Genomic DNA, 23,655 nt, shown 5'->3' with positions numbered 1-23,655 from the left:
CTTCGTTTATGGTAAAAGACAACTCTGTAGAAAAAAAGATAAACTCAGCGGATACTGTTCATTTTTCCCGTTTTATATTGAAATTTGTCAGGATAGCTTACTCTCTCCCTCTGCAATTTTTGCAATCCATTCCCTGTAGAACAGTTCCTGATCCATCAATAGCTATGTTTCCTATGTATGCATATTGCTTCGCATTGCGATGCAAGGATTGTATTGACTGATACATACTATTAATCATTAAACCTTGTTTTATGAAACATGAACATTCCGTTCAGGTAGCAACCCGTATTGCCCTGATCAGAGTGCAGCGCGACTATGCCGGGATGGTGAAGTCCGAAGCATTCTCACTCCGTGAACTTTTCAATCCGGATGATTTCGATCTGGCAGATTACTGCCGCCAGTATAACCCTCATCCACAAACGGAGAAGCTGGTTGATGTGGTAAAGGAATTCGGTGAACGCTTCAGTATCTGGCTGCCCAATGCCAGGCACTATGTTACCAGCGCACTTTTCCTTTTTCCCGATGCCGATTTTCAGCGCGCAACCGCCCTGGTGAAGAATCTCGCAACAGATTATTACCTCAACGACACTATGGGGCGCGAGATCTACAAGTATCTCTCTACGGAACAGCAACGCGAAGCCCGCGAACTGATTGCCCGTATTACTTCGCTGGATGAAGAATTATTAACAATACCGGAAGCGCTTGGCGTGGAACTGGCCAATGTTGAAATGCTTTCAGAAATAAGGGATATTTCCCCACTGTCCTGGTTCATGGAATTCCTCAAACTCTATCTCTATCATATTGAAGTAACACATCGTGATAATTCGGCAGCAGCTCTCGGTTATATGCCAACGGTAGAAGAGTATATCAGCATGCGTAAGCATACCAGCGGTATGCCACATATCATTTCCCTGGCAGAATACAGTGATAACAAATTCCTTGACTGGAACTGGCTGGCGGAAGTTAAGCTGGATGCGCACCTGCGCAGGGTCCACAGGGTGGTTGCTTTATTCGGATGCCTCACCAATGATCTTTTTTCTTTCGAGAAAGAAGTGATCGACCGCAATGCAGATCCCAACCTGGTGATGGCAGTGGCAATGAACAATCCCGAGATGAGCTTTACGGAGATCATTCATTATGCAGCTTCCATAGTAAAGAATGTGCTGACTGATTTCCTCGCGTTAAAAGACCGCATACATAACAAGATCCAAAGCCTGCCTGCATCGGAAGAAACAGACACGCTTACCACCCATATGGGAACTTTGGAAAAGATCGTTCAGGCATCCTGGATGTGGCAGGTCTATACAAAAAGATACAAGCGGGAACAGTCTATCTGGACCGAAACCCGCTTGCAGGAAGTTAATAAGCCTGTTAGCCTAGGTTGATATTTTCCTGTGGTGGATTGATGGAAAAGATCCTGGCCGCACCGAGGTACCTGCTCAGTACTTTGGCCAGCGGCAGGCTTTCTATTGGTTTGAGAATAAAATCTTCAGCGCCGGCAGCCATGAGTTTGTCCAGCGAATCTGTGAACACATCACCGGTAGTAACCACTACCGGGATGGTGCGCAGGTGCTCATTGCCTTTAAGTAAACGGATAGCTGTTTCGCCGTTCATCAACGGCATATGATAATCCATGATGATGAGGTCTGGCATAGACTGGGCCCTCTCTAGCAACTCTTTTCCATTTTCTGCTATTTCCACGCGGCAGCCTAATGTTTCAAGACTGATGGAGAGCGCCCTTGCATTGAGGGCGTCATCTTCAGCAACCACAACACGCGCGCCTTTGAAATTGGTCTGGATCATTTCTTCCTCTTCCTTATTGTCTACTTCACGCAGCTTACCCAGCTGCATCGGAAGCGTAACAGTGAAAATGGTGAATCCATCTTTGCAATCGGCAATGATTTCGCCACCTAGTGCATTCACTTTGTTACGTGTGATGAAAAGTCCCAGTCCGCTGCTTTCAGGCACCAGTGTGCCATTAAGGCCACGCACGAATGGGTCGTACAGCGAATTCATTTTTTCAGGGGGGATGGGCTTGCCCTGGTTCTTGACATCGATAGTCCATTTGCCGTTACGCTCATCGCAATTGACAGTAATAGTGACGGTGCTTTTCCTGTTGCCGAACTTGATGGCATTGGAGAGCAGGTTGTTCACGATATGACTGATCTTATGCGGATCAGAAGAGATCAGCGATGGAACCTGGTCAAAGAGCAGGTTGATGCGGATCTGTTTTTTCTGTCCAAGAACACTGCTGACGCTGATCAGTTTGGTAAAGAATTGTTTTACGTTGAAAGTTTCTATAATGATGGGCTCTGGCTTGCCGGCCTCGATCTCAGACAGGGTAAGTACATTGGAGATCACCTGTTGTGCGTTGAGGCTGGCCATATTAAGCATCTGTGCATAGGCTTCCAGCTCTGCATACCTGGGGTTGTTCATGATCTCCCGGTGCATCCTTTTGGTGAGCAGGCCGATGGCGTTGATGGGTGAACGCACTTCATGCGTAACATGCGCCATATAAGTCTTGATATGCCGGTTGGACTTTTGCAGTTTATGGCTCTTGTCTTTACTCACCACGTAGGTCCAGGAAGTAAGCAGTACAACAACGAGAACACTGTACATTGCCAGCAGGTGGATGACTTTGATATAGGTTGCATCCGCGATCGGGTCCAGGTAAACGAATGGAGGGAAGTTCAAGTAACCCCATTGGAGAACCGCCAGTACCAGAACGGCAAGGCCAATGGCCAGGTAGCGTGATTTACCGTTCGGGAAGATCTGGAAGGCGATGGCCAGCATAAAGAAGACCATGAATTGCAGATTGATATAATGCCCCATCATCAATCCGAAATAACCAATGGCCACACAAGTGGTGAGATACAATAACCAGGCTGCATGGAGAGGCTTCTGCCATTTTCTATTGAGCCTCCAGGCAATAAAATTCAGCGCTGCATAAACTGCGATACCAATGGTGATTCGGAAATCTGGTTTGGGAAGTGCGAAATAATGGAATACCGGAATGAAAAAGCTGAGTATAACAGTCATCAGTATCCCAAACTGGTTGATTTTCGTATATCTTTCTTTTTCCTGTTCGTCAATAATATGGGAGCTTCCACTGGAGCAAACACGCAGCCACCATCTCCAGCTATTGCCGAAAGCCATTCTTACTTTATTGAAAAAGGAAATGACAGGGTTAATGAGAGATGTAAGCATACCGTTAAGTTAATGGTTAATAAATAGTAAACTTATGCCCCGGGAAGGCATATTGGCGTTGCTATTTAATCAGAGGCACCTTTGCTTTAGTTTTATACCTGGTGGATTTTGGTTTGCCAGGCACTACGGTATTCTTTACTTTCTGAGCAACCAAATATAGGTATTTCCTGAAACAATACTATCCTGTGGCTGCAGCAGGAAAAATCTTTAATTTTATCCTGCCCCTTGAGGCTAATTGAAACCAGGATGTTACTTCGTCTGCTGAAACAAAACAAACTCACCTTATTGTATGGCGCCTCCCTGGCCGCCCTGCTTTTCCTGTTGAAATGGCTTGAATTAAAACTGCTTATACTCAACAATTCATTGGAAATCTATATTGGCGCCATTGCCATTTTGTTCACCCTGCTCGGAATCTGGCTGGCCGGAAAGCTATCCTCGCCCAGGAAAAAAGAGCCGGAAATAATTTCTGCGGTGTCGCCGCTGATTGCCGCTTCTCCCCTGAACCAGTCTGCGATCGATGCACTCGGCTTAAGCAAGCGTGAGCTGGAAGTATTACAGGGAATGGCCGAAGGGCTCAGCAACCAGGAGATCGCAGATCGTTTATTTGTTTCGCTCAATACTGTCAAAACACATAATTCCCGTCTGTTTGAAAAACTGGATGTGAAACGGAGAACGCAAGCCGTTGAAAAAGCAAAACGCTTACAGATGATAGCCTGAAGCTCTCACTATTTGGTACTAATTCCGCGTCTGTACTGAAAATCACCCGAAAGTATGAACGATGGAAAAATGGAATCCTCCAATTTCGTTTCACATTTCCAACAATCAAAAAATCGACTTCCGCATGAAGAAAATTGTGCTCAGTTTCGGATTGATAGCCGGCGCTATCGTTACTGCCATGATGATAGTGGCAACCTCTATGATGTACTCCAACCCGGATTTCAAAGGCAACGACCTTGTGGGCTACACCACTATGCTGATCGCCTTTGCTTTCATTTTCGTGGGCGTGAAAAGCTATCGCGATAAATACAACGGGGGCCTGATCAGTTTTGCCAAGGCATTCAAAGTGGGATTGTACATTACCCTGGTGGCTTCTTCTATTTACGTGGCCGTATGGCTGGTAGAATACTATTTGTTTGTGCCCGATTTCATTGAGGTATATACAAAATGTGCTATGAAAAGGGCTGCGGACAGTGGAGCCACGCCGGCACAATTGCAGGAGCAGGCTCAGAGTATGGCCCGTTATGCAGAATGGTACAAGAATCCCCTCTTTGTGATACTGCTCACCTATAGCGAAATAGTGCCTGTTGGCCTGGTGGTGGCGTTGATCAGCGCCCTGGTCCTGAAACGGAAATCAAAACCAACTGTGACCTGATCCTAAAAAAGGATTGTTAATTGGGAATTTCCTGGCCCGCAATAATATCAACCACTTTATATATTGCGGGCTAAACTTTTTCCACCATGAAATTCACTCTTACTCTTCCCGTCCTGTTTTTTATTTTTTCCTGCGGAACCGCCCGATATAATGCTTCCCGAATGGAAGATACTTACGGTACCGCTGATACGCTCATCACGCAATCCCTGTTCAACGACAAAAGCGCTTCCATTTCTGAAGAGAATATTCAGCGCCTGCTTGATGGTAATTACAAACTCCCGCAGCAATTGCGGGTAGCAGTTATCCGCCTGGATAATAAAAGCAACGTCAACCGCCGCTATTTCTGGAACGATGAGGATTACCTGAAAACCCAGCAAAGCTACCTCGACAGTTTTACAGCAAAACTCCGCCAGAGCCCGCGTGTGCAAAAAGTATCTGTGGTCCCGGAGATCGTTGTGTCGAAATCCCCTTCCTTCACGCAGCTCCGCGAAGCTGCCGTACGCCTTCAATCCGACCTGGTGGTGGTGTACAGTATTGCCAGCGATATCTATTCCAGGTATAAGCTGTTTTCCAACCCGGACCTCAAGGCCTTTGCCACCACACAGCTTATTCTGTTGGATGTAAGAACCGGCATGGTCCCTTTTTCCACCATCGTTACGAAAGACCAGCTTTCGAAAAAAACTAAATCGGAACTGGACAATGCCCAGGCTTCCGCCAGGGTACAGCATGAAGCTGTCTTATTGACCATCGATGAAAGCAGCAGGCAAATGCTGGATTTTCTCAAAATGAATTAATTGGCTATTTTAAAGCAATAACAAACCTTACATGAGAAAATTCCTGGCCCTTATATTCGGATGCCTGATACTGTCAGTAGCAAAAGCACAAGTTGTAAACGGCTGCAGTGCTTCACTGGACTCGCTCCATGATTTCCTGAAACAGACGCCTTCCTTCAGGCAGCAGATCAGTGGAAATGAAAAAGTGAAATACTATGATATGCTGGCTGCGCTTCGTACAGAAGCAGCCAACGTCACCAATCCCTTCGATTGTTTTTTATTGCAGACGAAGCTGGTATTGCCGTTGAAGGACAATCATCTTTTCTTATACCAGTTGCCTGTCAGGGAATTCAGGTATGCTCAATTGCAGGACAGTGTTTTTCTGCAGCAGCTCCTGGAAATGCCCGCGTACAAAGATTTTCCGCGCGTCAATGTTTCGCGGGATTCACTGGAGGAGGTGCTTGCAGCAAGGCCTGCTGACAGCGTGGAAGGTATTTACTGGTATGAGAAACTGATGAAAGTTGGAGTTTTCCGAACAGCGAAGGCCGATAGTCTCCTCGCTGTAGTTCTGTTTTCAAAGATGCCTCATTGGGAAGCAGGGCAGCTTGCCTTTATTTTATCGGAGTTCCGGCCGGCCATGTTCCGGGCTATTCATGCAAACCTGCTCACTAAAAATTTTATGCTTTACCGGAATGAGAAAATGATCGATGGCAGGCTAGTTAAGGTCCCCTGGAAAAAAGACCCGGCAAAGAAAGATCATATCAATCTGCCTGCCAATGAACCGCTATTCAGCCTGAAATGGCTGACTAACGGTGTTCAATACCTGCGTCTGGGTTCTTTTGCCACAAACACTAAAACCCTCAAAGCTTCAGATGATTTTTATGACCATATCAGGGACTCATTAACTGCCAAAATACTTGTAGTAGACTTGCGAAATAATGGGGGAGGAGGTTTTAGAAACTCCATGAAGTATGTGAAATTGTTGAATAAATTCTCACGCAGAGCAAAGATCTACCTGCTTATCAACAATGGCACATACAGTAATGCGGAAGCCGTTGCAATCACTTTGAAGCGGGCAGGCAGTGTAACAACTGTGGGAATGGACACTCACGGGACCCTTACTTACGGTAATAACTATGGCAATACAAAATATCTCTATGGGTCCGGAACAGCGCTGTATCCCACAGATATGAAGGACGAAGGACATTTTTTACCCTACGAGGATGCAGGTCTGCAACCTGATATAAAGTTGAAAGCGGACCAAAACTGGATGGAGCAGGTATTGGAGATCATAGGAGGCCAATAATGTTATGTGGGACAAAAAGACTAAATTCGCCACCAAACAATTATTGAATGGCATCCAATGTTCATAATGGATTAGAGAAGATCGTTCCTGCAACTATGGCTGATGTAGTGGAAGTGAAATTGCGCGAGTATTTGAAGAACAAGCCATTTCTTCCCGGTGATGCATTGCCTACAGAAGCTGAACTGGCAGAGGCATTGGGCGTGAGTCGTAATGTGCTTCGCGAAGCCTTGAGCCGCCTGCGTATGCTGGGAATGATCGAATCCAAAAAGAAGCGGGGAATGGTGCTCACCAAGCCAGATATTCTTGGCGCCTTCGAGAAAGTGCTGGACCCGCTCATTATCGATAAAGACACATTGCAGGATATTTTCGAGCTACGTCTTGTGTTGGAAATGGGCCTGGCGGACCTCCTTTTCCTGCGCAAAACAGAAAAGGATGTGGAAGAACTGGAAGCCATCGCCAAATCCGAGAAATACGATTCCGGCAAACAATTCCGCATCAAATCCGAGATTGAATTCCACGGTAAGCTCTATGAAATGACCGGAAACAATACCCTCAAACGATTCCAGAGCATGCTGCTTCCTATTTTCGGTTATGTTGTAACGTTAGAAAAGAAAAAGATCGCCGGGAAAGTGAATCACCTTGACCTTGTGCAGATCCTGAAAAAGGGCACAAAAGAAGATTTCAAAAAAGGAATGTATGAGCACCTAAAGCCACATTTCGACAGGTTAAAGGAGCTGGAATGATAAGAATACAAAACAGAGGTCCAAATTTTTTTTTGCTGCATTGGCCCTCCTGCCGGCAGTTCTCGCTTTCAATGCCTGGAAAAAAAAACTCACTCGCAAAACACAGGAAGCTCACAACTGCACAAATCACATCCGCTTCAGAAAACGTTATAGGCGGCCGCCAGCTTCTTGTACAGGGATTTCCGGTCTCCCTCTGCAGGCAATTCACCATTATAGAACCAGCCCGATAAAAATTCCCCGGTTCATCAAAATTTAATTTGTCCTACATAAAAATTTTCCCTTACTTTGATTTAGTAATATGTAGTACATAACTACTAATAAACGAAAGTTGCCATATATGAAACTGCTTTCCCTTTCCTTTGTACTGCTGCTTTGCAGCCTGTGCACTTCAAAGTTGCTGTTAGCCCAAAACCAGCAACCAGTTGTAAAAGGCACGGTCATCTCCTCTAAGGATGTTGAACCACTTCCCGGCGTAACCATCACCGTGAAAGGTTCCAATAAAATGACCAGCACCGATGCCAATGGTCAGTTCACCATTTCAGTTCCCGATCTCAAAGCCACGCTGCTTCTCAGCTCCGCCGGTTATAAGAAAATGGAGTATTCGCTCGGTGGAAATGCCATTGTGCAGATTTCCATGGAACCTTCACAAAACAGTATGGATGAAGTGGTGATCATCGGTTATGGCCGTCAGAACCGGGCTACTGTAACCACTTCCGTTACCAAGGTGGGCAAGGAGGAATTCGAGAATGCGCCCGGGCAAAACCCGCTGCTGCAATTACAGGGTAAAGTGGCCGGTCTCTCTTTGCAGATCTCCGACGGACAGCCCGGCTCCAATCCACAGATCTTCATCCGCGGCGGTAGCTCCACTTCTCCTGAAGGCGATGCTCCTCTTTTCATTGTAGATGGAATAGTTGGACAAATGCGGAATATCAGCGATATAAATCCTGATGACATTGAATCAATGCAGGTTCTAAAAGATGCGGCCAGTACAGCCATCTATGGTGCAAGAGCCGCCAACGGCGTGATCATCATCAAAACAAAATCCGGCCGTCGTGGTAAACCCATCATCAATTTCAAATACACTAATGGAATAGAAACACAGGGAAAAGAATATGATTTCACCAGCGCACGTGATTACGTGTATGTAACCCGCCGGAATATCCAGCAGTTCAATAAGACCAACCCGGAATTCTTCCTCACCGGCGGCCGTTACGGAATGTCAACCGGCAATGCACGCAATTCGAAAGGCACGCTTGAGTTCCTGGACACATACATCCAAAACTACGGTGCAGACTATGTATCGGACCTTATCGATAACCAGGGATGGGAAACAATGGACGATCCCGTTACCGGAAAAAAACTCATCTTCAAAGAAACCAATTACCAGGACGTAACATTCCAGAATACCTACAGACGTGATTTCGATTTCAATATCGGGGGTGGTACAGATAAAGCCACTTACTATCTTGGTCTCGGTCATCTCGATCAGAAAGGGATCGTACTCGGTACCTGGTACAAGAACTACAGTGCGCTCTTCAATGGCACCTACAAGCTCAGTGAAGCTGTTACTTTGAATGCCAATTTCAATTACCAGCTCCGACAGTCAAGCGGTATCGGCAATTACCAGAATGTGCTCAGCCGTTCCGTGACCATGCCCTTCACTTACCGGTTGACCTATGAAGACGGAAAACCCGCTCCCGGTGAGGGCGTTGGCTCTTTCCGCAACAGGAACCACGAAGTGTATTATCGTGATCAATACAATAAGAACCAGGTGAATCGCGCCACCTATAATCTCGGAGCTACCGTGAATATCATACCAGGTCTTTCTTTCATGCCGTCTTTCTACTGGTTCACTACAGAAGGTATCGAAGGAAGATTCGAAGCTTTCAATGAAGTGAACCCGAACAGGGAAGTAACTGCCGCGCATAACTATGACCGTCAGAGCCAGCTGGATGGATTATTGAATTACGACAAATCCTTTGGTAAGCACAACCTGAATGCCGTATTCGGCGCCAGTTATATCAACCGATATGAATATCGTATGAGCGGCAGCGGTAGAGGCGCCCCCACTGACTATATCAAAACATTGAACGCCACTGCACCGGAAACACAGCGCATCACGTCCCGTGAGAGAACAGACATCATGATGAGCTATTTCGGCAGGGCCACCTATGATTACAATAAACGTTACATGGTTGCCGCCAGCCTTCGCCGCGATGGCAGCAGCAAATTTTCACAGGAAAATAAATGGGGCCTTTATCCCGGCTTGTCTGCAGGATGGAATATGCACAACGAGAAATTCTGGGCGCCCATCGAACCATTTGTTCAGAAATTCAAACTGCGCAGCAGCTGGGGACAAACAGGAAATAATGAGATCGATCCGCTGGATTCGCAGGGCGGCTACGCGGCCGGTTATACTTACGGAGGTGAAGTAGGTATCCTCAATACGGTCCTTGCCAACAATACACTGGTGTGGGAAACCACTACTTCCTTCGATGCTGGCGTTGAGATCGGACTCTTCAATAACCGGCTTGGTATTAATATCGATTTCTACAACAAAGTTACCAGCGACAGGATCTTCGATAAACCACTCGACGGCTCCACTGGCTTTGCTACCATCAAGAGCAATTACGGGTCCATCCGCAACCGTGGTATCGATATCGAGATCGAAGCAACGCCCATCCGTACACGTAATTTCAGCTGGACTCTCAATGCCAACTATTCGTTTATCCGCTCTACCGTGCTGAAACTGCCAGCCACAGCGGAAGACAAGAACAGGATCGGAGGCAATACCATCTACGATCCAGTATCCGGTCAGTATGTGCGTGTGGGCGGACTGGCGGAAGGAGAGCGTTTCGGCGGTCGCTGGGCTTACCACCTCATTGGTGTGTATGCCACCGATGAAGACGCCAAGAACGCGCCTTACGATGTGGAAGCTGCAGGCAGGCTGAAAGTTGGCGGAGACGCCATCTGGCAGGATGTTGATGGAAACGGAAGGATCGATAACAACGATATGGTGTTCATGGGATATATCCGTCCGGATAAAACAGGTGGTATGGTGAATACGCTTACGTACAAAAAACTTACCATGCGCTTTGTGATGGACTTTGCCATCGGACACGTGATCGACAACTCTTTCCGTGGCAGGCTGATGGCCAGTGCACGCAACAACAATATGGCATTATCGGATGTGCTTGGCAGTAAGGTCTGGCAGAACCAGGGTGATATCGCTGAGATCCCCCGTTACACTGTACAAAGTGACGCCGACTACAATTACAGGAACCACCTGCGTGGAGGAAACAGCCTGGGCACCGGCTCCGGTTACTCCACCAACAATTCATTGTATTATTCGAAAGGCGATTTCCTCGCTTTCCGCGAAGTGAGTTTCAATTATTCACTCAGAATGCCTGCGTTGCGCAAGGCCTATATTAACAGCATCGACATCTTTGCAGGTGTTTACAATATCGGTTATCTCACCACTTATACCGGCCTGATGCCTGAGATCTATATCGGAGCCGATCAGGGTTCTTACCCAAGACCGAGGCAGTTCAGCTTCGGAGCCAAACTGGGACTTTAATCGATTGTCAAAACTTATCATCGGTTCATTATGAAAATAAAATTGCTGATTGCCGCCATCATCACTTCATCGCTCATCACGGGTTGTACCAAACAACTGGAAGTGACACCGGTTTCTGAGATCACCAATGCTGTCTACTGGAAGGCAGAAGGTGATGTAACCGGTTACCTCACGGGCATCTACTCGGATTTCCGTGGTCTCATGAACAGTACTTATTTCTTCGAAGACCGCGGCGATGCTTTCATCCCCGGACTGGAAGGGTCCGCCTCCGAGGCTTACGAACAGAATCTCACCAACCTCAATGCACCGCTCTGGACCAATCATTACAACCTGGTGCATCATACCAACCTGGTGTTGAAATATGGTCCTGGTATCCCTTTCGGCAACCAGGCCAAAAAAGACAGAACTATCGCAGAAGCCTATACGATGCGTGCATATATCTATTTTTTACTGACGAAGAACTGGGGCAAGGTACCCATCGTATTGCAGCCCACGGAATCTGATAATGTTCCTTTTCCTGCGCGCGATGCAGAGGCAGCTGTTCTGAGCCAGGTCCTCGATGATCTCGAAAAAGCCATCGCTCTGTTTCCGGATGCCAGTTACCCCAACAAGAACCGCATCTCAAAGAATGTTGCGCAGGCCATCAAAGCAGATGTTTTGCTCTGGAAGGCAAAAGTGTACAATGGTGGCGATGCCGACCTGAACGCTGCCCTCGGTGCTGTTGATGCTGCCATGACCGGCCTTTCCCTGCAAACGAATTTCCAGGATATATTCGCCACAGATAAAAAGAAGAATCCAGAAATCAGCTGGGCGCTGCATTTCCAGCGCGATGAACGTTCCGATCAGTACGGCAGCCGCCTCAAACCCCGCGATATTTTTGTGAGCAGCGCGGCTAACAAGGACCTGCTGGCCTTTGCAAAGAACGGCGCCAGGAGCGTCTATTCTCCCAGTCCTAAAATTGAAGCAGCCTACGCTGCCAACGATAAAAGAAAAGCATGGTCTGTGATCCGCGCGCTGGACAATGGCGGAGCTACCATAGGTGTATTCGATAACAAATTCCGCGGCACCTTGCATACAGATGATCGCTATTATGATAATGATATAATCATGTACCGTCTGGGTGATCTCCTGCTCACCAAAGCCGAAATACTCGCCGCACTGAACCGACCGGAAGAAGCTATTACGGAACTGGAAAAGATCAGGAACCGCGCAGGAACTGGTGTGTATGCCGGAGGAAGAGGAAAAGATGCAGTGGAAAAAGAGATCTTCAATGAACGTTTCCGTGAATTGTTCTTCGAGTTGAAACGCTGGCATGATATTGTGCGTTTCCATTATGGAGGAACTATCGATGCCTACACGGAAGTGCCCAAGCTTGTTGGAAAAACCATTCCACTTTTCTTTCCGATCCGCAAAACCCAGATCGACCTGAACCCCCTTCTCGAACAAACCGAGGGTTACAATAACTGATCCTCCATCAAAAACAGAAAGAATGAAAAAAACATTCTCTTCCATACTACGATTGCAAGGTATTGTTACCATTATGATCAGCATCCTGAGCTGTACCGCCAAAGAGAATAACCTTGGCCCTGATGTATCAGCTCCCAAACCCGGTAACTCTTTACCAACAGATTCGCTATACATTTTCAAAGAGCGTTCCGATGGTTACCGCTGCTACCGGATTCCCGCTATCATCAAAGCCAAAGATGGAACGGTGCTCGCCTTTGCAGAAGCCAGGAAGAATTCGTGTGCTGATGAGGGTGATATAGACCTGGTGGTGAAACGTTCCACTGATGGGGGAAAAACCTGGGGGCCGCTCATCAAAGTATGGGACGATGGCGGCAATACCTGCGGCAATCCTGCTCCCGTGGTAGACCAGGCAACAGGACGCATTGTGATGCTCATGACCTGGAACCATGGCGATGATCATATCGGTGAGATCGGCGATGGAACATCTATAGATACACGCAGGGTTTATGTAACTCAGTCCGATGATAACGGCGCTAACTGGACCACGGCACAGGAAATAACCAGTACGGTTAAACGCCCTGAATGGGGCTGGTATGCAACGGGGCCTTGTCATGGTATCCAGCTCCAGTCCGGTGCCCACGCCGGCAGGATGGTGATTCCCTGCGATTACATCGAGAAAAAGGCCAATGGTGGACGAGGGTATTCCCATGTTCTCCTCTCTGATGATAAAGGCGCTACCTGGAGGATCGGCGGCATCAGTCCGAAAGACAAAGCCAATGAAAGCACCATTACCGAACTTTCAGATGGTAAGCTCCTGCTCAATATGCGCGCCTCGGGCGGAACAGCCCGCTGGGTGGCCGTTTCAAGCGATGGAGGAGAATCCTTCACAGATATGAAAACAGATTATGCGCTGGTAGAACCCGTTTGTCAGGGCAGCCTCACTTCTGGAAAAGTGAACAATGCTTTCAGCGTTTTCTTTTCCAATCCCGCCAGCACTAGCCGTGTGAACATGACCATTAAATGGAGTGCCGATAATGGCGCTACCTGGACTAAATATTATCGCGTGCATGCCGGTCCCAGTGCTTATTCAGACCTGGTGATGCTCAGTGATTCGCATATCGGGATTTTGTATGAAGGCGGAACCAGCACGCCCTACCAGGGCATTGCATTCAGGCAGGTGGCATTTGATGAATTCATAAAACAATAAGCATGTTGAAAAAGATCGTTATTCCTTTTTTACTGGTAGTTGTTTTTGCCGGTTGTAAACATGGATCACAGATAGGTGCAACCGAAAATAACCCACCCGTACCCGTATTCGAACCTGGAGGTGAGTATGCATCCATGCGCATTCCCGCACTGGTGATGAGTAAGAAAGGAACCCTGATGGCTTTCACAGAAGCACGCATCGGCACAAGCAGCGACTGGGCGGATATGGACCTGCTGCTGCGTCGTAGTACCGATAATGGCAAAACCTGGCATCCCATCCAGGTGATCGCTCCCAGAAAGAAAGGACAGCCCACCAATAATCCAACGCCCATTGTTGGGGAGGATGGAACGGTACACTTACTGTTTGCCCGTGATTATGCGCGCGCTTACTATACAAAGTCAATCGATGATGGCCTTACCTGGAGCGATCCAACAGACATCACCAATGTATTTGACGGATACAGACCTGCCTACAACTGGAATGTAGTGGCGCCGGGACCCGGTCATGGTATCCAGTTGAAAAATGGAAGATTACTGGCGCCCGTATGGCTGGCAAAATCCGCCACCACACCCAAACGTGTGCACCATCCCAGCGCTGTGGTAACCGTGTACAGCGATGACAATGGCGTAACCTGGAAGCGTGGCTCGATGGTAGCCGATAGTTCAGAAGATGTAAAGAATCCCAATGAATCCATGGCCGTTCAGCTCAATGATGGTGCTGTGATGCTGATGATGCGCAATCCCGGAAACCCTCATCGCAAGTCTATTTCATACAGCGAAAATGGGAGCAGCAACTGGAGCAGACCGGTTTACCATCAGGACCTATTTGAGATACCCTGCATGGCCAGCATCGTGCGTGTGTCGGAAGTGAAAGATGGAAAAGGGAAAAACAGGATCGTGTTTGTGAACCCCGATAGCGAACATATCGAAAAAACGCCGCGCCGGAATCTCACTGCCAAACTCAGCTACGACGAAGGAAAAACATTTCCCGTTGAACGTGTGCTGAATCCCGGGGCGTCCGGTTACTCGGATCTGGCTGTAGGACCAGACGGAACCATTTACTGTTTATACGAAACCAATAATTCACCAGGCAAGGATTTCAAATACACCCTGGTGTTACAGAGCTTCAATATCGATTGGCTCAGCAACGGAAAAGACAGGTTAAAAAAATAAAATACACTCGATGAAAACAGAGGGATTAATTGCAGCCACATTCGGCACATTCAGAGAAGACGGATCATTGAATCTCCAGATCGTTCCTGAGCTGGTGGATAAACTGGTGCATGAAGGTATCAGTGGCGTATTCGTGTGCGGCACCAATGGAGAAGGACCCAACCTCACCGTGGAAGAAAGGATGCAGGTGGCGGAAGCATACATCGCGGCTGCCAACAAGCGGATCAAAGTTTGGGTGCATGTAGGCCATACTTCTATTGCTGAATGCCGGAAACTGGCTGCCCATGCGGCTCAGGCAGGTGCAGATGCTATTTCATCCGTTGCTGCATTTTACTTCAAACCTGGCAATGTTCAGCAATTGGTCAACAGTATGGCTGCTATCGCTGCTGCAGCGCCATCGCTTCCATTCTATTATTATCATTTGCCTGCTCTCACCGGTGTGGCCATGGATATGGTGGAATTCCTGCGCCTGGGTGAAGAAGCTATTCCTAATCTCGCAGGCATCAAATACACTGCGCATACACAACATGAATTCCAGGCTTGCCTGAACTACAAAAATGGAAAATTCGATGTGCTGTACGGATATGATGAAATGCTGCTCGGCGCCCTGATGGTAGGTGCGAAAGGAGCCATCGGAAGCACTTATACTTTTGCCGCGCCGCTCTATCTCCGCATGATGGAAGCGTTCAGGGCAGGGAAGCTGGAAGAGGCCAGGGACCTGCAATTGCAGTCGGTTGAAATGATCCGCCGCTTTGTAAAGTATTCGCCTATTCCTGCGCAACGCGCCATCACAAAAATGATGGGATATGATCTGGGTTCATGCAGACTGCCATTAGTGGCCCTCACTGAAAAAGAATATGCACACCTGCAGGAAATGCTGAATGAAATCCGATTCTTCGATACACTCGAAAAATGTACAACCAACAACCCGCAACCGGCAGTGCATTGATCACTGCCGCCAAATAAACCAAAACGATTACTTGTATGAAAAGAATTTTGGTACTGATTGCCATCATTGCTGTGCTCGGTTCCTGTAAAAAGGACAAGGATATGGGTATCACACCTGATTTCACATCAGACAAGCAGGAAGTGCTGGCCGGGGAAACGGTCAATTTCTCCGATCTCTCCACTGGTCCTGCTTCCAGGTGGAAATGGACATTCCAGGGCGGTGATCCTGCTACCTCCGATCTCAGCGGTCCTGCTGTAAAATATATGCAGCCCGGTACCTACGAGGTAATGCTCGAGATCAGCAATGCTGCCAATTCCGCAACTACCAAAAAAACCGGATTCATAAAAGTGGGGTACAACCAGCTGGTAGTGGACTTCACTGCCAGTAAAACCACTGCACTGCAAGGGGAGACCATCACTTTTACAGATAAGACCACTGGCATTCCTTCTACCTGGAGCTGGACCTTCACGCCGGAAACAGGAACACCCATCACATCCGCAGAACAGAGCCCGTCCATCAAATTTGATGTGCCCGGTATCTACACAGTGAAACTGGCAACTACCAATCCCGAATACAGTGGTGAGAAAACGGTGGAGAAGATGATCACTATCATCGATATCACTGCTGTTACTGCTGAGTTTGGAGCAGTGAACACTGCTACTTATGCTGGCGGAGAAATACAATTTGAAGATGAGAGCCTGGGTACTGTTACCGGTTGGACCTGGACCTTCGAAGGAGGAACTCCTGCAAGTTCAACCGATCAACACCCGAAAATAAAATACACTACACCTGGCAGGTACAAGGTGAAACTGGTGGCCAACAATACCAGCAAGAATTCCACCGCAGAAAAAGAAGCATACATCCTGGTTGTTCCCGGAACAGACCTGGTCGGTTTCTTCCCATTCAATAACAGTTACGCTGAAGTGGGGCCCGGCAATGCAGCCATTACTCAGACTGGCGCAGTGGGCTTTGCAAATGCAGACAGGAAAGGCGTTGCAGGCAATGCCGGTTATTTCAACGGATCGGCCTGGCTGAGTACGCCCAGCTCCAATTTCGATCTCAGCGCCAATAATTTTTCCATCAGTGTCTGGATGAAATCAGGAGGAACAGCCAGGATGATGATCTGGCAGGAGAGTGGAAAGAATGGATCCGGCGATAACCAGAGCTGGTTGCGGATGAACGACAATGCCACTACGCAGTTCCTTCGTTTCAATACTGAAAATCCCGGCTCAGCCATTATTAGTATGGCCACTGAAGGAAAAGTGAACGACGATGTATGGCACCATATCGTTTGTGTACGCGATGGGCTGCTTACAAAAGTGTATATTGATGGAGTGAAAGTAAAAGAAATGACCACCAGTGCAGTGAAAACAGTTACCGGTGCAGGACAATTGTTCAAGATCGGCGCACAGGAAGGATTGACGAGCATGAGCAATTATTATACTGGAATGATCGATGACCTGATCATATATAAAAGAGCTTTCACGGATGCTGAAGTATCGGCATTGTTCAATTTATAAACCCGGACCGGTAATAACCTCACGCGGATGAAACAGTTTCTTGTAATTGTATTGATGTTAGGAATGCTGATGAAAACTACTAAAGCGCAGGAACAGGGCGCATCATATATGGATTGGAAACTGCTTCCATCCTTACCCGACGGTTTTGGATTTGCCGGTGCCTTTGCCGGAGTGAGCAATAATGTACTGCTGGTAGCCGGTGGCGCCAATTTTCCCGATGGAGGCGCTCCCTGGACAGGTTCTGTAAAAGTCTGGTACGATAAAGTGTTTGCGCTTGACAAACCCGGAGGACAATGGAAAGAAGCCGGCAAACTGCCGATGCCACTTGGTTATGGCGTATCGCTCACCTGGAAGGATGCGATGGTCTGTATCGGCGGAAGTGATGCCGCAGGGCATCACGCGGAATCTTTCCTGGTCAGATACATTAATGGAAAAATAGAAACGGAAAAACTTCCGTCTTTGCCACATCCGCTGGCCAACGGCAGTGGTGTGCTCATCGGTAATAAAGCTTATGTATTCGGGGGAACTGAGAACCCTCAATCCGCTGAAGCATCAAATGTTTGCTGGAGCCTTGATCTAAGCGAACAGAAGGATCAACAGAAATGGATAACCGAAAAAGAATTTCCCGGACCATCCCGGATTCTCGCGGTAACCGGCACGCTCAACAATGAGCTCTTTGTATTCAGCGGCGCACATTTGTACAGGGACGATGCTGATCAGCAGGTAAAACGTACCTACCTGAAGGATGCCTGGAAATACAGTCCGGATAAAGGGTGGCAGCAACTGGCCGATCTGCCCGAACCTGCTGTAGCCGCGCCGAGTCCTGCTTTTGCATCCGGTCAATCACACCTGCTCATTGCCGGTGGCGATCATGGAAAACTCGCAGATAAGAATGCAGAACTGAAAGACAATCATCCCGGTTTTTCGGATATTGTTTGGAGTTATAATACCATCACCAATACATGGGCGCAGGCAGATACCGTATTAACGGAAAAAAGACCCACTGCTGCAGCAGATCCGAACAGCAGTACCTGGGCGCCCGTGACCACTCCGGCGGTGGTCTGGAATGGCAGCCTGGTTCTGCCATCCGGAGAAGTGAGGCCGGCAGTGCGTACTCCTAAAGTACTGATGGGAACGCCTGTTCATCCGCCCGGAAAATTCAGTTGGATCGATTGGGGCGTAGTAGCCATCTACTTTATGCTGGTGATCGGAATTAGTGTTTTTGTATCGAGAAAAATGGAAAGCAATACAAGCGATTTTTTTCTCGGTGGAGGCAAGATCCCCTGGTGGGCTGCCGGCCTCAGCATCTTCGGTTCCAAACTGAGTGCGCTGACCTTTATTGCCATCCCTGCAAAAGCGTACGCTACCGATTGGGTGTACCTGCTGAATAACCTGATGATCGTTGCAGTAGCGCCCATCGTTGTATATTTCTATTTACCCTATTTCAGAAAACTGAAACTTACCAGTGTTTACGAGTACCTGCAGGTTCGTTTCAGTCCGGCAGTGAAGATCACCGGTAGTCTCACTTTCGTGATCTTCCAGATCAGCAGGCTCGGCATCGTGATCTATCTGCCTGCGCTGGTTTTGAGTGCTGTAACGGGCATCAATATTTTCGCCTGTATCATTGGCGTGAGCCTCATCACTACTGCTTACAGTGTGGCCGGTGGTATTGAAGCCGTGGTCTGGACCGAAGTGATGCAGGTGGGCGTATTGCTGGGCGGAGCCTTCTGCTGCCTTGTCTTCATTGCCAATTCTCTCGATGGTGGATTCGGACAGCTCTTCAGCGAAGCCGCTTCCGAAAACAAATTCCGCATGGCGATCCTGGAATCCGATATTACGCAACCTGTACTTTGGGTGGTGCTGGTAGGCGGTTTCCTCACGCAACTGGTCACTTATTCTTCAGACCAGGTGGTAGTGCAGCGCTATCTCACTACCTCATCGGAAAAGGAAGCAAGGAAATCGATCTACACCAATGCTGTGCTGGTGATCCCGGCATCACTGATCTTCTTCATGGTAGGCACTGCGCTCTGGGTATATTTCAGACATAATCCTGCATCATTGAATCCAAATGGAAGAGTGGACGATGTATTCCCCTGGTACATTTCGCAGGAGCTGCCTACAGGACTTGCCGGATTGGTGATTGCCGGATTATTTGCGGCTACGATGAGCACCATCAGCAGCAGCATGAACTCGATCGCCACTGTGGTCACTACGGATTTCTATAAACATTTCAAGCCAGCCAGCACCGATAAGCAACAGTTCATTTTTGCCCGATACATTACAGTTGTGTTGGGTGCATTGGGCTGCCTGATCGCAATCTATATGGTGTTCCTGAACAATACCAGTATCTGGGACCAGTACCTGAAGATCATCGGGCTGTTTGGCGGCTGTCTGGCAGGGATGTTCCTGGCTGGTATTTTCTTTCCGAAGATCAACAGCAGGGGAGTAATGGCAGGTTTTGTAGTAAGCGCGATAGCATTGTATTTCATCCAGGATTCCGGTGTGATCAATTTCTTCCTGTATCCTGCAGCAGCAGTATTGCTTTGCGTGACCACTGCATATATAGTAAGCCTGATAGCGCCGGATAAAAAACAACCGATGCGGGCAGCATAGCGAATTACCGCTTTAAGAAAAAATCATGCCGCGCCATCCGTCATGATGATCACCTGCATGTACAAATGAAATAGGTTCCCGCCCATCATATATTCCCTATATTTGATCCTTTCCGGATAGCCTGTGACTATTTTACTCTTTTCCATTATTCTATTTGCCTGTTCTATGGCAGCCGGACTGGTAGGATCACTTACCGGCCTGGGAGGTGGTGTGGTATTGATTCCCCTGCTCACACTGGTTTTCAAAGTGGATATCCATTATGCGATCGGTACATCCCTGGTGAGTGTGATTGCCACTTCTTCCGGCGCAGCAGCGGCATATGTGAAGGAAGGCATCACCAATATCAGGCTGGGTATGTTCCTGGAAGTAGCCACTACTATCGGGGCCATCATCGGCGCATTCCTCGCCACTTATGTGCCTACTCATTGGATCGCGATCGTTTTTGGCGCCATCCTCATCTTTTCCGCCATTACATCTTTTTCGAAACATGATGAACAAATAGACACAGCTCCTTCAGGAAAATATGCAGCAGCCCTCAGGCTCAACAACAGTTTTCCAACTGCCGCAGGGCCGCAGCCTTATACTGTTCGCAATGTGGCCGGCGGATTTTTCATGATGAATATTGCAGGTATGATCTCGGGGCTGCTGGGTATTGGTTCCGGAGCGCTGAAGGTCATTGCCATGGACAGGATCATGAAGATACCTTTCAAAGTAAGTACCACAACCAGTAATTTCATGATCGGCGTAACGGCAGCGGCCAGCGCCGGCATCTATCTGCGCAGGGGTTATATCGATCCCGGCCTGAGCATGCCTGTATTACTCGGTGTGCTGGCAGGCGCATTTGCAGGATCGAAACTCCTGGTGAAAGCAAAAACGAAATGGTTGAAAATTTTCTTTGCAATTGTAGTGCTCTTCCTGGCCATCCAGATGATCTACAATGGCATCACCAATCGACTGTAATATGAAAGCATTAGTTGGTTATTCAGACAGGAATATAGAAACTGCTATGGGCAACCTGTTGCGTTATGGTGTGTTGCTCAGTGCAGCCATCGTGATAGTGGGAGGTGCTATTTACCTGGCGCGTCACGGTCATGAACAGCCGGCGTTCCGCAGCTTCAGCGGCGAGCCGGAGCAATTCACCAATCTTACCATGATATTCGAATATGCATGGATGGGAAGCGGCAGGGCCATCATCCAGGTGGGCGTACTTGTGTTGATTGCAACACCCATTGCACGGATCATTTTTTCCATTATCGGATTCATCAAAGAAAAAGATGTACTATATACAGGGATTACGCTGTTTGTGTTAGGAGTGATCATCGCAAGCCTGCTATAAGTTATTAGACAGGTCCGCCGATTATTTTTATTTTTACTGAAAAGGATAAAACTAATGGCTGTTTCACCGAAGATTGATTTTGATGAGCTGTACGAAATAGAGAATATCTCTGAGGACCTGCGATACAGTTATTTCAATTCCAAACTGGATAATGGAAGGGATATTTCACTCAGCGTGAAGATCAGCAACCAATGTCATGTACTGCTGCCGAACGTTTACAATATCAGTTTCGGCCCGCTGAATGCAAAAGGTAAGATCAACGATAAAGCTGAGCTTTCCCATTCCGATTATTCGAAAGTGTTTTCCACTATTCTATTTTCTGCTTACGCATACCTCAAGAACAATCCCGACCATTACCTGGGCATCGATGGCTCAGACAATGCCAGGGCGTATTTCTATTTCAGGGCGCTGCAAAGGAACTTTAACTTTCTGGACAAGTATTTCAGGATGTTTGGTGTAAAATATTATGTCCGCATCACTCGATTTGGCAAGACTCAGTATGATAATCCCTTTGATTTTGAGGATATTATGCCTTATCCCTTCCGGATCAGGAAAGGTGAACAGATGAGCCAGGACCATATGTACAATTACTTCATCTTTAACCTGAAACAAAGAGGCGGGAATACACAATAATTGAAAAAAGCCGTACATTTGATTCAACCCACATATTTTTTGGTATGAAACAAACAATAGCCCGTAAGGTAGCCGCGCTGACAAAAAAAGCGAAGCAGGAGGGTAAGAAATCTGAGCCCAAAGCCGTTGTAGCGCATTCATCACTCCACCAGGTAATTAAAACCAAGGAGCAGGCTGCATTGTTTATGAAGCTATTGAAAGAAGCCTGATAACTTTTCCATAATATTTTGATGAAGGCCCGCCGCATGGCGGGTCTTTTTTATGGATAGCTGACTAAAATGCTTTGAATAGAATTAAGAATATACCCAATCATAATTACGCTGAATAGGTAAAAACCCCTATGTTTGAAAAAATATTTTGCGAGTGTACTGAATAGTAAGAATATATCTTTTATTTGCACTTGAAAACTTGTGACCCTTAAACCAACAAAGTCTTATTAATTGTTCTTGCAGCCCAATTCGAGAGCAATACGGCGAAATTATCCTATATATTCTTCGCTTTATACGGCCGCTACGGCTTTTTCCAATTTGTTGTTCAGAAGTCATGAGGTACTGTATCAATAACACAGGGATTGTGTATCTCTTGTTATGATGCTTGCTACTGAATACTATTTACAAGACCAGCCCACATCTATTATTACCTGACCAATTCTGTTTGGCTCATGAAAAAACTTTATTGCCTTACCTATGTAATGTTCTTCGCATTACTATGCAGTTATTCCCAGGTGGTTATTCAATTGCAGGTGCCGCCTTTAGGTTTAACTATTAAACCACAGTTGTGGAACCTGGCGTTGATGAATGGTACCAGGGAATCATTGTCTGTGCGTATTGAAATGGTAATGACTGATGTTGCCAGTAACCAGCAGGTGTTAACAGGTACCACCAGAACTTTCATCCTGCCGGAAGGGGGTAGACAGGTTCAGGTGAAGGATGTGTTACCTGTTACGTACAATTCAGGTTCCGCCATGTTTGCTGTAGATCCTAATCCTGATGGATTTCTGCCTGTCGGGATCTTCAATGTTTGCTATACGCTCATCGGCAGCATAAAAGGAGTACCGGAAGGAGTGCTGGCAGAAGCATGTGAAACATTTGAGATAGAACCTTTGAGCCCTCCAATGCTTGTAATGCCGGCTAATAACGAGCATGCAGAAAGCACCAGGCCCTTGTTCACCTGGTTGCCACCTTCTCCTTATCAATTATTCAATAACCTGCGATTTGATTTCACGCTGGTGGAAGTTTTTCCTACACAAAGCCCGGCAGATGCAGTGCAGCAAAACATACCTCTTACAGCACAAAGCAATATCAACTTTAGTTCATATCAATACCCGATGAGCCTGCCTGAACTGGATTCCTCCAAATCATATGCATGGCGGATTGTGGCAAAGAACGGGATCATACCCGTGGCCAATAGCGAAGTGTGGACATTCAGGGTAAAGCAATACGGGGCAGACAGTTCAAGATTTCTTTCAAGAGGTTATTATACGGCCATGCGAAGGGAAGATGACGCCTCCTATATTATCTCGGGAGATGTACTGAAGTTCAGTTATCTCCATGAATATGCAGATTCGGCTGTCAGCATCAGGTTGACTGATATTACTACAGCTGTGCGAAGATCAGTGATGCAGGAGCCTTCTGAGTTAAAAGTGCATTACGGTCAAAACCTGCACTCGCTGGATCTGCACTCACAACATCTGACCGATAAACACCTTTACCTGTTTGAGCTGATCAATTCCAAACAGGAAAAATGGTATCTGAAATTTGAATACCGTAAACCTTAGTAA

20 protein-coding genes are annotated in these 23,655 nt (G+C 47.3%); 18 read left to right on the top strand and 2 right to left on the bottom strand.

Annotated features, from left to right (window positions below):
- The first annotated feature begins 251 nt into the window (after positions 1-251).
- On the top strand, positions 252-1,385 hold the full coding sequence (locus D9Y29_RS22795) for a terpene synthase family protein (protein WP_127132548.1): 1,134 nt from the start codon (positions 252-254) through the stop codon (positions 1,383-1,385).
- On the opposite strand, the gene D9Y29_RS22790 is transcribed toward D9Y29_RS22795, so the two are convergent.
- The gene (locus D9Y29_RS22790) at positions 1,372-3,207 is read right to left on the bottom strand and encodes an ATP-binding response regulator (protein ID WP_127132547.1); all 1,836 of its coding nucleotides are present in this window, start codon (positions 3,205-3,207) and stop codon (positions 1,372-1,374) included. The two genes, D9Y29_RS22795 and D9Y29_RS22790, sit on opposite strands and share 14 nt — an antisense overlap.
- A 246-nt stretch (positions 3,208-3,453) precedes the next feature.
- Between D9Y29_RS22790 and D9Y29_RS26955 the strand changes: the two genes are divergently transcribed.
- The 12 genes from D9Y29_RS26955 to D9Y29_RS22730 all read left to right on the top strand — a co-directional run bounded on the left by D9Y29_RS26955 (position 3,454) and on the right by D9Y29_RS22730 (position 19,906).
- On the top strand, positions 3,454-3,924 hold the full coding sequence (locus D9Y29_RS26955) for a response regulator transcription factor (RefSeq protein WP_127132546.1): 471 nt from the start codon (positions 3,454-3,456) through the stop codon (positions 3,922-3,924).
- 124 nt (positions 3,925-4,048) lie between these two features.
- Positions 4,049-4,579, top strand: coding sequence for a DUF4199 domain-containing protein (locus D9Y29_RS22780; RefSeq protein ID WP_127132545.1), 531 nt, complete (start codon positions 4,049-4,051; stop codon positions 4,577-4,579).
- Between the two features lie 161 nt (positions 4,580-4,740).
- Positions 4,741-5,373: a Rossmann-fold NAD(P)-binding domain-containing protein gene (locus tag D9Y29_RS22775; protein ID WP_127132544.1), complete on the top strand. Its 633-nt coding sequence runs from the start codon at positions 4,741-4,743 to the stop codon at positions 5,371-5,373.
- A gap of 31 nt (positions 5,374-5,404) precedes the next feature.
- On the top strand, positions 5,405-6,658 hold the full coding sequence (locus D9Y29_RS22770) for a S41 family peptidase (RefSeq protein WP_127132543.1): 1,254 nt from the start codon (positions 5,405-5,407) through the stop codon (positions 6,656-6,658).
- 47 nt (positions 6,659-6,705) lie between these two features.
- A complete protein-coding gene (locus D9Y29_RS22765) occupies positions 6,706-7,401 on the top strand; it encodes a FadR/GntR family transcriptional regulator (RefSeq protein ID WP_127132542.1) in 696 nt (231 codons plus the stop codon).
- Positions 7,402-7,738: 337 nt separating this feature from the next.
- The gene (locus D9Y29_RS22760) at positions 7,739-10,978 is read left to right on the top strand and encodes a SusC/RagA family TonB-linked outer membrane protein (RefSeq protein WP_127132541.1); all 3,240 of its coding nucleotides are present in this window, start codon (positions 7,739-7,741) and stop codon (positions 10,976-10,978) included.
- A gap of 30 nt (positions 10,979-11,008) precedes the next feature.
- Positions 11,009-12,445 carry a RagB/SusD family nutrient uptake outer membrane protein gene (locus D9Y29_RS22755; RefSeq protein ID WP_127132540.1) on the top strand — a complete coding sequence of 479 codons (1,437 nt, stop codon included), beginning with the start codon at positions 11,009-11,011 and terminating at the stop codon, positions 12,443-12,445.
- A 22-nt stretch (positions 12,446-12,467) separates the two neighbouring features.
- Positions 12,468-13,652, top strand: a complete 1,185-nt coding sequence (locus D9Y29_RS22750; protein ID WP_127132539.1) for a sialidase family protein — start codon at positions 12,468-12,470, stop codon at positions 13,650-13,652.
- 2 nt (positions 13,653-13,654) lie between these two features.
- Positions 13,655-14,824: a sialidase family protein gene (locus tag D9Y29_RS22745; RefSeq protein ID WP_127132538.1), complete on the top strand. Its 1,170-nt coding sequence runs from the start codon at positions 13,655-13,657 to the stop codon at positions 14,822-14,824.
- A 10-nt stretch (positions 14,825-14,834) separates the two neighbouring features.
- Positions 14,835-15,773, top strand: a complete 939-nt coding sequence (locus D9Y29_RS22740; protein WP_127132537.1) for a dihydrodipicolinate synthase family protein — start codon at positions 14,835-14,837, stop codon at positions 15,771-15,773.
- Between the two features lie 35 nt (positions 15,774-15,808).
- On the top strand, positions 15,809-17,293 hold the full coding sequence (locus tag D9Y29_RS22735) for a PKD domain-containing protein (protein ID WP_127132536.1): 1,485 nt from the start codon (positions 15,809-15,811) through the stop codon (positions 17,291-17,293).
- A 27-nt stretch (positions 17,294-17,320) separates the two neighbouring features.
- Positions 17,321-19,906 (top strand): sodium:solute symporter family protein, encoded by a 2,586-nt coding sequence (locus tag D9Y29_RS22730; RefSeq protein WP_127132535.1) that lies wholly within the window; start codon positions 17,321-17,323, stop codon positions 19,904-19,906.
- Positions 19,907-19,929: 23 nt separating this feature from the next.
- Here D9Y29_RS22730 and D9Y29_RS26950 read toward each other — a convergent pair whose 3' ends face one another.
- Positions 19,930-20,052 (bottom strand): hypothetical protein, encoded by a 123-nt coding sequence (locus tag D9Y29_RS26950; RefSeq protein WP_277601140.1) that lies wholly within the window; start codon positions 20,050-20,052, stop codon positions 19,930-19,932.
- Between D9Y29_RS26950 and D9Y29_RS22725 the strand changes: the two genes are divergently transcribed.
- The 5 genes from D9Y29_RS22725 to D9Y29_RS22710 all read left to right on the top strand — a co-directional run bounded on the left by D9Y29_RS22725 (position 20,030) and on the right by D9Y29_RS22710 (position 23,652).
- A complete protein-coding gene (locus tag D9Y29_RS22725) occupies positions 20,030-20,866 on the top strand; it encodes a sulfite exporter TauE/SafE family protein (RefSeq protein ID WP_277601138.1) in 837 nt (278 codons plus the stop codon). The genes D9Y29_RS26950 and D9Y29_RS22725 overlap by 23 nt on opposite strands.
- A 1-nt stretch (position 20,867) precedes the next feature.
- Positions 20,868-21,242 (top strand): DUF1634 domain-containing protein, encoded by a 375-nt coding sequence (locus D9Y29_RS22720; protein ID WP_127132533.1) that lies wholly within the window; start codon positions 20,868-20,870, stop codon positions 21,240-21,242.
- 54 nt (positions 21,243-21,296) lie between these two features.
- Positions 21,297-21,875: a DUF6934 family protein gene (locus D9Y29_RS22715; RefSeq protein WP_127132532.1), complete on the top strand. Its 579-nt coding sequence runs from the start codon at positions 21,297-21,299 to the stop codon at positions 21,873-21,875.
- Between the two features lie 44 nt (positions 21,876-21,919).
- The gene (locus D9Y29_RS26575; RefSeq protein WP_158644154.1) at positions 21,920-22,084 is read left to right on the top strand and encodes a hypothetical protein; all 165 of its coding nucleotides are present in this window, start codon (positions 21,920-21,922) and stop codon (positions 22,082-22,084) included.
- 452 nt (positions 22,085-22,536) lie between these two features.
- A complete protein-coding gene (locus D9Y29_RS22710; RefSeq protein WP_127132531.1) occupies positions 22,537-23,652 on the top strand; it encodes a hypothetical protein in 1,116 nt (371 codons plus the stop codon).
- Positions 23,653-23,655: the final 3 nt, after the last annotated feature.

Source organism: Pseudoflavitalea rhizosphaerae, assembly GCF_003991355.1.
GTDB lineage: Bacteria > Bacteroidota > Bacteroidia > Chitinophagales > Chitinophagaceae > Pseudobacter > Pseudobacter rhizosphaerae.
Note: the sequence above shows the minus strand (reverse complement) of the source record. Positions and strands in the feature narration are given on the sequence as shown.

What these genes read in the sequence shown, in the direction of transcription:
- D9Y29_RS22795 (WP_127132548.1), top strand. Translation starts at nt 252, where the DNA reads ATGAAACATGAACATTCCGTTCAGGTAGCAACCCGTATTGCCCTGATC.
- D9Y29_RS22730 (WP_127132535.1), top strand. Translation starts at nt 17,321, where the DNA reads ATGAAACAGTTTCTTGTAATTGTATTGATGTTAGGAATGCTGATGAAA.
- D9Y29_RS22735 (WP_127132536.1), top strand. Translation starts at nt 15,809, where the DNA reads ATGAAAAGAATTTTGGTACTGATTGCCATCATTGCTGTGCTCGGTTCC.
- D9Y29_RS22720 (WP_127132533.1), top strand. Translation starts at nt 20,868, where the DNA reads ATGAAAGCATTAGTTGGTTATTCAGACAGGAATATAGAAACTGCTATG.
- D9Y29_RS26575 (WP_158644154.1), top strand. Translation starts at nt 21,920, where the DNA reads ATGAAACAAACAATAGCCCGTAAGGTAGCCGCGCTGACAAAAAAAGCG.
- D9Y29_RS22750 (WP_127132539.1), top strand. Translation starts at nt 12,468, where the DNA reads ATGAAAAAAACATTCTCTTCCATACTACGATTGCAAGGTATTGTTACC.
- D9Y29_RS22790 (WP_127132547.1), bottom strand. Translation starts at nt 3,207, where the DNA reads ATGCTTACATCTCTCATTAACCCTGTCATTTCCTTTTTCAATAAAGTA.
- D9Y29_RS22745 (WP_127132538.1), top strand. Translation starts at nt 13,655, where the DNA reads ATGTTGAAAAAGATCGTTATTCCTTTTTTACTGGTAGTTGTTTTTGCC.
- D9Y29_RS22760 (WP_127132541.1), top strand. Translation starts at nt 7,739, where the DNA reads ATGAAACTGCTTTCCCTTTCCTTTGTACTGCTGCTTTGCAGCCTGTGC.
- D9Y29_RS22765 (WP_127132542.1), top strand. Translation starts at nt 6,706, where the DNA reads ATGGCATCCAATGTTCATAATGGATTAGAGAAGATCGTTCCTGCAACT.
- D9Y29_RS22740 (WP_127132537.1), top strand. Translation starts at nt 14,835, where the DNA reads ATGAAAACAGAGGGATTAATTGCAGCCACATTCGGCACATTCAGAGAA.
- D9Y29_RS22780 (WP_127132545.1), top strand. Translation starts at nt 4,049, where the DNA reads ATGAAGAAAATTGTGCTCAGTTTCGGATTGATAGCCGGCGCTATCGTT.
- D9Y29_RS22770 (WP_127132543.1), top strand. Translation starts at nt 5,405, where the DNA reads ATGAGAAAATTCCTGGCCCTTATATTCGGATGCCTGATACTGTCAGTA.
- D9Y29_RS22710 (WP_127132531.1), top strand. Translation starts at nt 22,537, where the DNA reads ATGAAAAAACTTTATTGCCTTACCTATGTAATGTTCTTCGCATTACTA.
- D9Y29_RS26950 (WP_277601140.1), bottom strand. Translation starts at nt 20,052, where the DNA reads ATGGAAAAGAGTAAAATAGTCACAGGCTATCCGGAAAGGATCAAATAT.
- D9Y29_RS22715 (WP_127132532.1), top strand. Translation starts at nt 21,297, where the DNA reads ATGGCTGTTTCACCGAAGATTGATTTTGATGAGCTGTACGAAATAGAG.
- D9Y29_RS22755 (WP_127132540.1), top strand. Translation starts at nt 11,009, where the DNA reads ATGAAAATAAAATTGCTGATTGCCGCCATCATCACTTCATCGCTCATC.
- D9Y29_RS22775 (WP_127132544.1), top strand. Translation starts at nt 4,741, where the DNA reads ATGGAAGATACTTACGGTACCGCTGATACGCTCATCACGCAATCCCTG.
- D9Y29_RS26955 (WP_127132546.1), top strand. Translation starts at nt 3,454, where the DNA reads ATGTTACTTCGTCTGCTGAAACAAAACAAACTCACCTTATTGTATGGC.